Here is a 10,961-nt window from a genome sequence, read left to right as displayed (position 1 = left end):
AAAGAAAAGACGCTTGCGGGGGTGTGTCTGTCGCTCCTCGGGGCTTCGCCCCTCGTCCCGACAGACACACCCCCGCCATTCTCATCTAGATTGTCGCGCTGTTCTCACCTTGATTGTCGCGCAGCACCGCTGCGATTAGCAGCAGATATGGCGCGATCTCCGGCCAGACCCCCATCTCATGAAACAATTCGTCGGTTGCAAACCGGACAAGTATCCTCGCGTCCCCCAACTGACCGAACAACCGGATCAGAAGGCCCAGCTTCCCGATGCTCCAGTCCTTCCGGATCGATGACATGACGACATCCAGCAGCGCCGCCTTTGCCTTTTGTTCGAAGTTGTTCTCGCGAATAGCCAGATCAGCCTTGCCAAGCAGCCTGACGGCATCGTGGACCTTGAGCCCCGCATTGCCGAAAACTTCCAGCGCGCCCGTCAATGGCAGGGCCCGCAGACGGGCGGCGGCAGCCTTTGCGTCGAGATCACAGGCACCACGGAGCAGCTTCATCGCTTCATCGCGCGACAGCGCCACATCGGCCAGACCCAGCACGGCGATGGACTCTCGATCCTCTATCGACAAGCTCTCGAAGGCGCGCTGCAGGATGATTTCCTGCGCCGTTTCGACGATGTGTGTTTGCGCTTCCACGTCGGTACAGAACGCGCGGATGGCGCCGCCATATTCTCGCGCTGCGACACTGGCTGCGTTAAGAACATAAAAGGGAAGTCCCCCGGTCAGCCGCGAAAGCCGTTCGCAATCGCTGAAATCGGCCTGGCAACCGGCGTCATGCACCGCCGCTGCGATGGTGTCCTCGTCCCAGCCATTCAGCGTCTCCGCGCGAACATCGAGCTTGGCCTCAAGCACTGCAACATCGGGGCTCGGCTGACAGAGCAGCAGGAAGCGCAGGTGCGGCGCGCGCTTGACGATCGTCTCGATATCCGATGCCGGGACCCGGTGGGCGTTGTCGATCACGACAACGGCATGCAGGCCCTCTTCGCCGAGTTTGACGCTGAGCGCCCCCAGCATATCGAGCCCGCTGGCGCCTGGTAGCAGGATTTCGCCGAGCTTTCCGCTCGACCGTCCATACATCCGGCCGGCGACTTCCCGCGCTACGGCCGATCCGAGCGCGGCGCCGGGTATCTCCACCACATCGAGATATGTAACTAGGAGAGGGGCATGGAGTGCAGCCTCTGCGACCCATGCTGTCTTCCCGGAGCCAGAAAGGCCCGAGACGATGCGGACATGTCGCTCGTCGAGGAGCGCGGGTTCATCCACTTGCGCCCGATAGACAAGTGGAGGAGCAGGCAGCTCCTGCATCTGGATAACAAGTTGGTCGAACAGGGCGGGGAGTTCTTCTCGTGAAAAGCTGTGATTTTGCCGTGGCGGAGACCCTGCAGACGCGAACATGACGAGACTTGCGAGCTTCCAGGTGAGCGTTTCCGGTCTTAACAATGCGAACGGCAGTGCGCTGGCGAGGGCGGAGCAGGCAGCAATAGCCTCTGCGACATTTCTGAGGGGCATAGGCAAGCATGGTTCCGACGGTGCGGGACCATCGGGCCAGTGTAGCTCCACATCTTGCGGCCAATCGGAGGCCGTGATTTTTGCGAGCAGAGGAGCAGACGGCGCCGCGTTCGCTGCGATCACGAAGCCGGCATCGCCGGCGCGCACTCCCTTGCGATGCTCCTCTCTGATTTCGGCGAAACGCTTGAGTGCGCCCGCTATGTCACTTGGACTCAAATTGCCGAACCGCGTCTTGACCTGAACGTAGATCCGGCGATCTGGAAGCACGACTTCGACGTCTTCGTCTCGTTCTACAACGACACGTTCGACCCCAGCCGCGCCAGCGAGGAGGAGGCACGCAGCGCCGTAGAGATGCTGATAGAGGAAGCCGCGGTGGACCGCCTCGATCCGGATAAGCTGGCGTTCGCTAACGACCGCGACCTTTTCGCCGGAAAGTTTTTGGCCGCTCGATTTCGCGGCTCTTGCGTTTTCGGCCAAGCGAACCTCGCGATTGAATAGATGGTGCGGGGGAAATACCCGCAGGTTCCCACCAAGTCACGAACTGGTGGGAACCGTCTAACAACCCTAAGGACCGGATTCTCTCGAGCGCTTTTGGGTCACCTTGGTGCTTCGGGCCAATATTTGTCTGGATTTTCCGCTTTGGGTCTAAGGGGCGCCCACGCGGATGGGACCCTTCGCTCAGTTGAGAAACCACGGAATATGGTGTGAGGCTCGTGCCCCGGGACAATCGATCGCCGGTCTAGCTTCTACAAAATTCTTGAAACTTCCGAAACTTGGAAGTATATGGAATTTTGTGGATACGCTTCTAGATACAGTGACAACGGCCGGACTGGCCGATCGAATCTTCAATGAACGTCAATTGGACGATATTCTGGGTGGAAGCAACGCTCGCCGCTATGGGCTTGTAAATCGGGCTTTGAAAGATGGCTCGCTTCTTCGGCTCAAACGCGGACGCTACCTGCTGGGCACGCGTTATCGAAGCGAACCGGTTCACCCGTTTGTAGTTTCCCAAGCGCTTGTTCCGGGGAGCTATATTTCGTTCGAAACAGCGCTTGCATACCACGGCTGGATTCCCGAAGCGGTTTTCACGACTTCAAGCGTGTCGCCCGGGCGCAAGACCGTTTCCTATGACGTTCCGTCCTTGGGCGGGTTCAGCTTTCACCCACTGGCGGTCCAGCACTACCGGTTCTTGGCGGGGGTAAACCGGGCGAAGTTCGGCGGCCTGACAAGTCTGGTGGCGGGCCCGTTGCGAGCGCTCATGGATCTTGTCGCCTTGCGGAAGGAGCGTTGGTCCGGCCTTGCCTGGGTTTTTGAAGGCATGCGGATCGAAGAAACACAATTGCGGAGTTTGCACCACAAGGATTTTGCCGCGCTTGCGCAGGTTTACAAGCACAGGGCCGTCATCGACTTTCAGGTTGAACTGGAAAGGGCTATCACGGCGATGAAGGCGGCGTCGCAATGATCGATCTGATCCAGGAAAGGCTGACACGATATGAACGTGCTACGCCCCCGGAGGTTGAAAATGCCACCAAGGAAGCCCTCCAGGAAATCGCGCTTTATGCGCTTTGGCGTACCGATTTCTTCGAGGTCGCTCTTTTCCAGGGTGGGACAAGCCTACGAATCCTGCATGGATTGCCGCGCTTTTCCGAAGATCTCGACTTCATTCTGAGGAAGCCGGACCCCGCGTTTGATTGGTCGTCCTACCTGAAGGGAATGGTGGCCATCTTCGGTGATTTCGGCCTCAAGCTTGAGGTCGAGGCCAAAGAAAGGATGGATGCCGCTATCCGTCAGGCCGTCCTCAAGGACAATTCGATAGCCAATCAACTTAATCTCAAGTTCGCCGATCGTGGCCCGAACCGGACGATCAAGATCAAGCTCGAGATCGACACCAATCCGCCCGCCGGCTCTGGAGAAGCGACTACTTTTCTAGATTTTCCGCTGGATTATGAAGTACGGCATCAGGATCTCGCGTCCAATTTTGCTTTGAAAATCCATGCCCTTCTGTGCCGGGGCTTTTTGAAGGGCAGGGATTGGTTCGATTTTTCCTGGTATGTCTCCAAGGGTGTCACGCCCAACCTGACGCTCCTGCGCGCCGCGTTGGTTCAGGCGGGGCCTTGGCAAGGCGAAAAGGGTCTCGCCCTCGATATGGCGTGGCTGCGCCAAACGCTGAACACTGAAATCGCGACTATCGACTGGAAGCGCGCGATCGAGGACGTACGCCGATTTCTACGCCCGAAGGACCTGAAATCGATTGAGTTGTGGAGTGATCGCTTCTTCGAAGCCAAGGTAGCAAAGCTCGATGCCGGGGTGAATGGCGGACCGGCGGGGCCGACAACCCATGGTCTGGCTGAGCCGCGCGATTAGCGATAATTGGAGACCGGCGTTGAGGCACGACCCTGGATCGAAAGAGTTTGCTGCATTGAAACATAACTGGATGTCCCGTTGCGCGGGATCTCGATAGGCGTCAATCAGGACCCCGATCTAGGCCAGGTTTCACCCGAAAGGCAAAGCCTTCGAGGGAGCTTTCCGGGGTCCCACTTTGACGCGTATCCGTGGCTGGAGGCCGCGGAGCAAAACCGTTCGCGATTTCATCTCCGGTGCGCACTGCCGACGCTTGTGACGTCACTTCTATGCGTCGCTGAGTTGGTCATCGACAATATCTGAGCCATTCCCCACAAAATGGGCGCGGATGTCCTTTTTGAGGACCTTGCCAATCTTTGACCGCGGGAGATCATTCCAAATTGTGACGTCCTTCGGCGCTTTTACGCTTCCAATCGCTGCTTTTACGCTCGCTATGATCTCATTCGGTTCGGCTGTGTGCCCAGCACGCAACTGGACGACGGCGCAGACGCGTTCGCCCCATTTCTCATCGGGCAATCCGAAGACAGCGCCGTCTTGAACGGCTGGATGCGCTAGCAGCGCCTGTTCGACCTCCGCTGAATAGACGTTGAAACCGCCGGTGATGATCATGTCCTTCGCACGGTCGACGATGTAGAGAAAATTGTCGGCGTCGAGATAGCCAATATCGCCTGTGAGGTGCCAACCGTTCACGGTGGCTGCCCCGGTCGCCTCCGGATTCTTATAATATCCGCTCATCACCAAGGTGCCTTTCACGCCAACCTCGCCGCGTTCGCCTCTTGGCAGCACATTGCCCTTCTGATCGAGCACCGCGACTTGTACCAAGGGGCCGGGGCGCCCCGCCGATGCAAGCCGAGGGTGGGCAATCGAACCCGAAGCATCAAAATGCTCCTTCGGCGCCATGGCCGAAATCATCATAGGGGCTTCGGACTGGCCGTAAAATTGTGCCATCACCGGCCCGATCTTCGCTATCGCCTCTTCCAAACGCGCCGGTGAGATCGGTGCCGCCCCATACCAGAAGCACTGCATCGAAGATAAATCCGCGGACCCGAGTTCGGGATGATCCAGGAGCATGTAGAGCAGAGTCGGCGGGAGAAAGGTATGCGTTGCGCCGTGCTTCGAGGCCAGCGCCAAGAATCGGCTGATATCTGCATCAGCCATGATCACGATTTCGCCGCCGTTTGCCATGATCGGAAATGCGAAGACGCCGGCAGCGTGGGTGAGGGGTGCCATTGCGAGGTAGACTGGCCGACCTTCGAACGGATAGGCGATCAGCATCAGGGCCGTCATGGCCTCGAAATTCTCATTCGACAGCATGACCGCTTTCGGGAGGCCCGTAGTGCCGCCAGTCGTAGGAAGCATCGCAAGGTTACTGACGGGCGAAGCCTCAAAAGGTTTGCTGCTCACATCTGCCAGCCAGCTTTCGAGCGAGGGCGCAAAAGGCTGGGTCTCATCGAGACAGACGAGCAATTTGACTGTTTTGAGCGTATCACGAAGGCCGGCGACCAGCGATGCGAATTTCGAATGGAAGAAAAGAACGGAACAGTCAAAGTTGTCCAGGATATATGCGTTTTCAGCCGCTTCGTTACGCGGGTTGATGGGGCACCACACGCCCGCGGCTCGTGAGATCGCAAATACACATGCGAAAGCAATCGGGTCGTTTCCCGACAGGATCGCAATATGCTCTCCAGGCGAGATACCGACCTCATGAAGTTTGCGTGCCGTTCTGTAGCTAAGCGTTTGTGCATCTCCATAGCTTAGACTTTTGCTGTCCATCGTCAGGAATGGAGCATCCGCATTGATGGAAGCGCCCTTGTCCAACCAGTCCACGAGTCTCATCGCCCGCTCTCCTTTTCAGATGATTTCAAATTGGCATGTCTGTGACGGCGTCTCTCTGCGTATTGCGCGAGCTACGTGGACACGTCATAGATGGAAGTCGATTTCTCAGCCGGGAACCGGTATCGGGAATGCCCTGCCAACCAGCCATTCGTTCAGATACGAAACTCGCTGAACGTCTCGGGCGCGAACATTTCCTCGATTGTCAGCCGGCGGGGCGAAAGACCCTGCTCGTGATGGTAGCGGGTGAATGTCTCGATCACATGACGGTTCTTGTCGATTCCATAGGGCCACCACTCGGAGCCAAGCGTCGCGATCGTCTCCTCGACCGATGCGATTTGCCATGGAAGCATCGTTTTTAGCGACGCCGAGACGAGCAAATCCTGATAGGCTTGCCGCTGCGCTTCAGTGAACGCCTTGAAGAGCGCCTGTGCGATCCAGCGGTTCTGCTCATAGACCTCGCGGCGGATGGCGATGACGTGCATGATCGGGAAAATTTTCGACTTGCTGAAGTAGGCTTGTTCAACGTCAACGAAGTTCGGAAAGAGACGTCGGACCTTGCCTTTCTCCGAATAGAATGTTGACGGGGCTCGCGCGGTGTGGAGTGCATCGATTTCACCATCGGCCAACATGCGCGAAAGCGTCTGATCAGGACCGATAGGCTCGAGGCGAAATTTCTCCGGGAGATTGAGCTTCAGTTTCTCTTCGCGGCCCGGCTGTTCCTCTCCGCCTGTGAAATAGGTGACCGAGGTGGGATCGATGCCATATTCATCTTGCAATATGCCCCGGATCCAGACCGGTGCGGTCATCTGATATTCGGGAACCCCGATGCGCTTACCCACTAGGTCGGCTGGCTCCCTGATTCCGCTCTTTTCTGAGACGAAGATGCAGGAATGTCGGAAAAACCGCGAAGGAAAGACCGGAATCGCAATGAAGGGAGGATCTTCCCGGCCAAGCGTGACGCAATAGGAAGACATCGAGAGTTCGGCGACGTCAAACTCTTGGTTCCGAAGCATTCGAAAGAAGGTTTCCTCGACATCGAGTGCCATGAAATTCAGGTCGATTCCATCCGGCCGCACGCTCCCGTTCGCCAGTGCCTCTGTTCGATCGTAACGCCAGCAGGCGAGAGAGAGCTTCAGTCTGCTCATGGTCTATTTCTCCTTGTCTTTCTTGATTTCTTCAATGGAAACGGCACGCCCCATCGCACTGGAGCGCGCGAGCGCTTCGCAGCACAGGACCGTTTCCCGGCCCCAGATGCCATCCTGTACCGGCGGGCAGAGTCCTTCGACCGCATTGACCAGCTCGTCGATCACGCCTGCTCGTGGACCAGAAGGCGAGGGGAGCCGAAGGAAATGACGACGGTCATCCTCGAATATCCAAATTCCGTCGGGCATTAATCGCAGATCGGCGCGTTCGCAGCTCACCAACACAAATCCGAAATGTTCGTGGGCGGCGGCGGGATCTGGGGACGTTCCCGCTTCGCCTCCGAATCCTCGGGCAAGCTTGGCACGGCTTTCCTCGTCGCCGTGCATGGCGGTCAGGCGCCGCCGCGCAGCGCCATGCTGCAAAGCATCTTTTGGATGCCCCAGCTCGGAGATCCAACCCATCAGTTCGTCGCTGTCGAAATGTCCGTAACCGCTGTAGGTCATTGTCGCCGCGGCATCGCTCCTGAAGCGGACGAATGCCGAGTAGGCCCCATCGCCTCGACGATTGGCGTCCCAGCTTCCGACCAGTGAAGTCACCTCGGTAACCGGCTGACCCGCCAGTCTCCTCAATATGTCGAAATGATGCGACGCCTGATTGTGAACAACGCCGCCCCCTTGCGCCGGGTCAAGTTCCACTTGGTGCCGTGGCCGGTACATAAAATCGGTAAAATTAAAGGCCGTGATCTGTCGCAGCGGGCCGAAGCGATTTGTCGCGATCAACTTCGCGGCCTCCTGCACAGGTTCGTCGAAACCGTGACTTGGCCCAACAACCAGGACGGTCCCAGCTGCTTGGGCGGCATCGATCATCGCGTCGCACTCGGGGAGCTGGAGGGCCATAGGCTTTTCGACAAGGACATGCTTTCCGGCCTTCGCAGCGGCAATGCATTGTTCGGAATGCAGGCCATGCGGGGTCGCGATATAAATGGCATCGATAGCAGGAGCCGCCAGCAGAGCCTCGAGACTATCATAGCGAAGGCAATCGAACTCAGTGGCGAAACGCTCGCGGGCTTCGGCTCTGACATCGAATGCGCCCATCAGCTTAATCCTTGGGTGCGCACGCAGAGCCGGAAGCGTCAACATGAATCCCCGGCCGAGGCCAACAATGCCTAGATTGACGGCCAAGCTTCCATTCCCCTTCTGCGATTTTTGCCGTTGCCGGCCAGCCCCGGCTTGAAAAGTGAGATACATCGATATAGAAGTATTTTCAAGCAACACAATGAGCAGCTTTGCCGGAAAGGACTTGCACGATGACTCCAGAGCAAAATGATCTCCTGTGCCGCGTCGAGAAAGATGCGCCGATGGGCAAGCTTATGCGCCAGCATTGGCTGCCCGCATGCATGATCGAAGAAGTGGCCGAACCCGACTGTACGCCGCTACGTGTGCGCCTTCTAGGCGAGAATATCGTCGTTTTCCGCGATAGCGAGGGTCGAATTGGCGCCCTCACCGAAGCGTGCCCGCACCGCGGAGCCTCGCTGGCGTTCGGCCGAAATGAAGAATGCGGCCTGCGTTGCCTCTATCATGGCTGGAAATTCGATGTGAACGGCAATGCAGTAGACATGTCGTCCGAACCCGTCGACGCCAAGCTGCGTTCGACGATGAAAACGAAAGCCTATCCGGTCGAAGAAGCGGGCGGCTTCGTTTGGGTGTGGCTGGGCGCCGAAGAGACCGTGACGCCTTTCGATCCCCCCAACTGGTGCGCCGCCCCTGCAGACAAGATCAGCATCGTGAAGATGCATGGCGCTTGCAATTGGGCTCAGGTGCTCGAAGGATCCATCGATTCCGCGCACAGTTCCAGTCTGCATTCATCGAATATGCCGACCGCGACGGATGTGTCAGGATCGACGGCCACCGACACGGCGTGGCTGCGCCCGTCGGCTGATAAAGCGCCGCGGATCGAGGTCGACCGAACGTCGTTCGGTCTTCGCTATGCCGCGATTCGCAAACCGATCGTGGACGCTGACAAGCAAGACTACGTCCGAATGACGCTTTTCGTTGCGCCCTTCACCGTTCACATTCCGTCCAACAACCAGTATCATCTGTCGCAGATGCTCGTTCCGATCGACGATGTGAACACCATGTTTTACTGGGTCGCATGGCATCCGGCCAAAGGTATCGAGCAGGATGCGTGGCGCAAATTCTGCGGTGCGGAAATTGGGAAAGATGTCGAACCCATCACCTTCAAGAAGGTCCGCGCCAAGGAGAATAATTATCTTCAGGATCGCGACCTGATGAGGGCCGGCGACTTTACCGGGATTTACGGGATTCCGGCGCAGGACATGGCAATGTGGGAATCGATGGGGCCGATCGCAGATCGCAGCGCAGACCGCCTCGGGTCTAGCGACAAGGCGATCTTTACGTTCCGTACCCAGATGTATCGGGCTGCTCAGGCAGTCGCCAGGGGCGAACCTGCAATCGGTACGGTAGAGCCCCGCGTACCGTTTGCAAAGCTCATGTCCTTTGAGGGAATGGTGCCGAAAGGGGATGACTGGCGCCTGCTCAATGTGTCCGAGGAGGAACTCGCCCTTGCGGCCAAGAGCCCAAGCCAAGCAAAGGCGAAGAGAGCCGGGGTTGACGCCTGATGGCGGGTGAAACCATCGCGGGGCTCGACGCGGCCGGCCTTGAGCATTTTGTCGATTTGGTCCTGCGCGAAGATCTGGGTACCGGCGGTGATGTAACCAGCCGGGCCACGATCGACGAGGGCGCGCGCTTGACGGCCATTCTGGCGGCGCGCCACGATCTTGTCGTGGCCGGTGTCCCGCTAGCCATGGCTATATTCCAGAAGCTGGATCCACAAATCGAGATGGAGGCCGTCGTTTCCGATGGTGACCATGTCGCTGCCGGGAAGCCGATCCTGCAATTGAGGGGCTTCGCGCTGCCCATGCTCGCTGCCGAACGGTCGGCGCTCAACACACTTCAACATTTGAGCGGCATAGCGACGATGACCCGGCAGTATATCGCGCAAATCGAGGGGACCGGCTGCACGCTTCTCGACACGCGCAAGACCGTGCCTGGTCTGCGGGTGGTGGAGAAATATGCCGCTCGTATGGGCGGAGCCAAGAATCACAGGATGCGGCTTGATGACGGCGTGCTGATCAAGGACAACCACATCGCGGTCGCAGGAAGCGTCGAGACGACGGTGACGCGGGCAAAGGCCGCGATTGCGCAACTGCCAGTGCAAGTGGAGGTTGACCGGCTCGACCAAATCGAGGCGGCCCTGGCGGCCGGGGCAGACAGCTTGTTGTGCGACAATATGGCCCCTTCGACGCTTCAGGCCGCCGTCAATATGGTAGCGGGGCGGGTTCCCATTGAAGCCTCGGGCGGCGTTCGTCTGGACACGATTCGCGAAATCGCACAGACGGGTGTGGCCTATGTATCGGTCGGACGGATCACGCAGAGCGCGCCGGCTGCCGATATAGGACTGGATTATCATCGCGATGACGCCTAGCGTCGCATGAGACACGGGTCGGCTTCCCCCGAAGGGCTTCAGCCGCGTTCGCCTGGAGCGTATTTGGCTGAAATCATGCAGAAGAACCACAGCTCACAGTCAAAGCAGCGCCATCTCGATACAGAAACAAGCTTTGGATACATGGTGCGCCGATGTCATCGGCGCTTTGATCGCCTCCTCAGCCACTGCTTGTCGCCTCACGGGGTGAAGCCCGGTTTCTGGTATTATCTACGCGTGCTTTGGATCCGTGACGGCGTAACGCAGAGACATCTCAGCGAGATGACCAATGTGTCGGAAAACACGACAGTCAGCATGATTGCGGCGATGGAAAACGCCGGGTTTGTCGCGCGCCAGAGAGATGACGTCGACCGCCGCAAGATCATTGTAACGCTGACGAAAAAGGGGCAGGCCTTTGAGAGCAAACTGATTGGGGATGTTGCCAGGATCAACGAAATCGCAACTAGCGGAATCGAGAGCGCGGACCTTGAGACTTGCGCGCGTGTTCTGACCCGGATGTCCGAAAATCTTGCGGCGGAATGGCAGGGGCTTCAAACCAGCGCGAAAGAGGCTAGCTAGGTCAGGGCGGCCATCGTCTGGGTCGGGA

Annotated in this window: 9 protein-coding genes; 5 read left to right on the top strand and 4 right to left on the bottom strand. The window is 58.2% G+C overall.

The window, feature by feature from the left end:
• Positions 1-85 precede the first annotated feature (85 nt).
• Positions 86-1,990: an ATP-binding protein gene (locus FG95_RS14595; RefSeq protein WP_200880208.1), complete on the bottom strand. Its 1,905-nt coding sequence runs from the start codon at positions 1,988-1,990 to the stop codon at positions 86-88.
• A 316-nt stretch (positions 1,991-2,306) separates the two neighbouring features.
• Between FG95_RS14595 and FG95_RS14590 the strand changes: the two genes are divergently transcribed.
• The gene (locus tag FG95_RS14590) at positions 2,307-2,975 is read left to right on the top strand and encodes a type IV toxin-antitoxin system AbiEi family antitoxin domain-containing protein (protein ID WP_037556818.1); all 669 of its coding nucleotides are present in this window, start codon (positions 2,307-2,309) and stop codon (positions 2,973-2,975) included.
• Entirely contained in the window at positions 2,972-3,877 is a 906-nt protein-coding gene (locus FG95_RS14585; protein WP_052182393.1) for a nucleotidyl transferase AbiEii/AbiGii toxin family protein, read from the top strand. The genes FG95_RS14590 and FG95_RS14585 overlap by 4 nt, the downstream gene beginning before the upstream one ends.
• A 264-nt stretch (positions 3,878-4,141) precedes the next feature.
• Here FG95_RS14585 and FG95_RS14580 read toward each other — a convergent pair whose 3' ends face one another.
• The 3 genes from FG95_RS14580 to FG95_RS14570 all read right to left on the bottom strand — a co-directional run bounded on the left by FG95_RS14580 (position 4,142) and on the right by FG95_RS14570 (position 8,034).
• On the bottom strand, positions 4,142-5,710 hold the full coding sequence (locus tag FG95_RS14580) for an AMP-binding protein (RefSeq protein ID WP_037556817.1): 1,569 nt from the start codon (positions 5,708-5,710) through the stop codon (positions 4,142-4,144).
• A 152-nt stretch (positions 5,711-5,862) separates the two neighbouring features.
• Positions 5,863-6,855 carry an ABC transporter substrate-binding protein gene (locus FG95_RS14575; protein WP_037556816.1) on the bottom strand — a complete coding sequence of 331 codons (993 nt, stop codon included), beginning with the start codon at positions 6,853-6,855 and terminating at the stop codon, positions 5,863-5,865.
• Positions 6,856-6,858: 3 nt separating this feature from the next.
• Positions 6,859-8,034: a Gfo/Idh/MocA family oxidoreductase gene (locus FG95_RS14570; protein WP_037556823.1), complete on the bottom strand. Its 1,176-nt coding sequence runs from the start codon at positions 8,032-8,034 to the stop codon at positions 6,859-6,861.
• Between the two features lie 125 nt (positions 8,035-8,159).
• Here FG95_RS14570 and FG95_RS14565 point away from each other — a divergent pair, with 125 nt between their 5' ends.
• From FG95_RS14565 to FG95_RS14555, 3 genes are all read left to right on the top strand, one after another.
• The gene (locus FG95_RS14565; RefSeq protein WP_037556815.1) at positions 8,160-9,491 is read left to right on the top strand and encodes a Rieske 2Fe-2S domain-containing protein; all 1,332 of its coding nucleotides are present in this window, start codon (positions 8,160-8,162) and stop codon (positions 9,489-9,491) included.
• Positions 9,491-10,357, top strand: coding sequence for a carboxylating nicotinate-nucleotide diphosphorylase (gene nadC, locus FG95_RS14560; protein ID WP_052182392.1), 867 nt, complete (start codon positions 9,491-9,493; stop codon positions 10,355-10,357). Before FG95_RS14565 ends, nadC begins: the two co-directional genes overlap by 1 nt.
• 63 nt (positions 10,358-10,420) lie before the next feature.
• Positions 10,421-10,933, top strand: a complete 513-nt coding sequence (locus tag FG95_RS14555) for a MarR family winged helix-turn-helix transcriptional regulator (protein WP_235211572.1) — start codon at positions 10,421-10,423, stop codon at positions 10,931-10,933.
• The last annotated feature ends 28 nt before the right edge of the window (positions 10,934-10,961 follow it).

The organism is Sphingopyxis sp. LC363 (genome assembly GCF_000756385.1).
Taxonomy (GTDB): Bacteria; Pseudomonadota; Alphaproteobacteria; order Sphingomonadales; family Sphingomonadaceae; genus Sphingopyxis.
This window is presented reverse-complemented; position numbering and strand designations above follow the sequence as displayed.

Excerpts from the sequence above, each read along its gene's own strand:
- FG95_RS14585 (WP_052182393.1), top strand. The coding sequence starts at position 2,972 with ATGATCGATCTGATCCAGGAAAGGCTGACACGATATGAACGTGCTACG.
- FG95_RS14580 (WP_037556817.1), bottom strand. The coding sequence starts at position 5,710 with ATGAGACTCGTGGACTGGTTGGACAAGGGCGCTTCCATCAATGCGGAT.
- FG95_RS14575 (WP_037556816.1), bottom strand. The coding sequence starts at position 6,855 with ATGAGCAGACTGAAGCTCTCTCTCGCCTGCTGGCGTTACGATCGAACA.
- FG95_RS14565 (WP_037556815.1), top strand. The coding sequence starts at position 8,160 with ATGACTCCAGAGCAAAATGATCTCCTGTGCCGCGTCGAGAAAGATGCG.
- nadC (WP_052182392.1), top strand. The coding sequence starts at position 9,491 with ATGGCGGGTGAAACCATCGCGGGGCTCGACGCGGCCGGCCTTGAGCAT.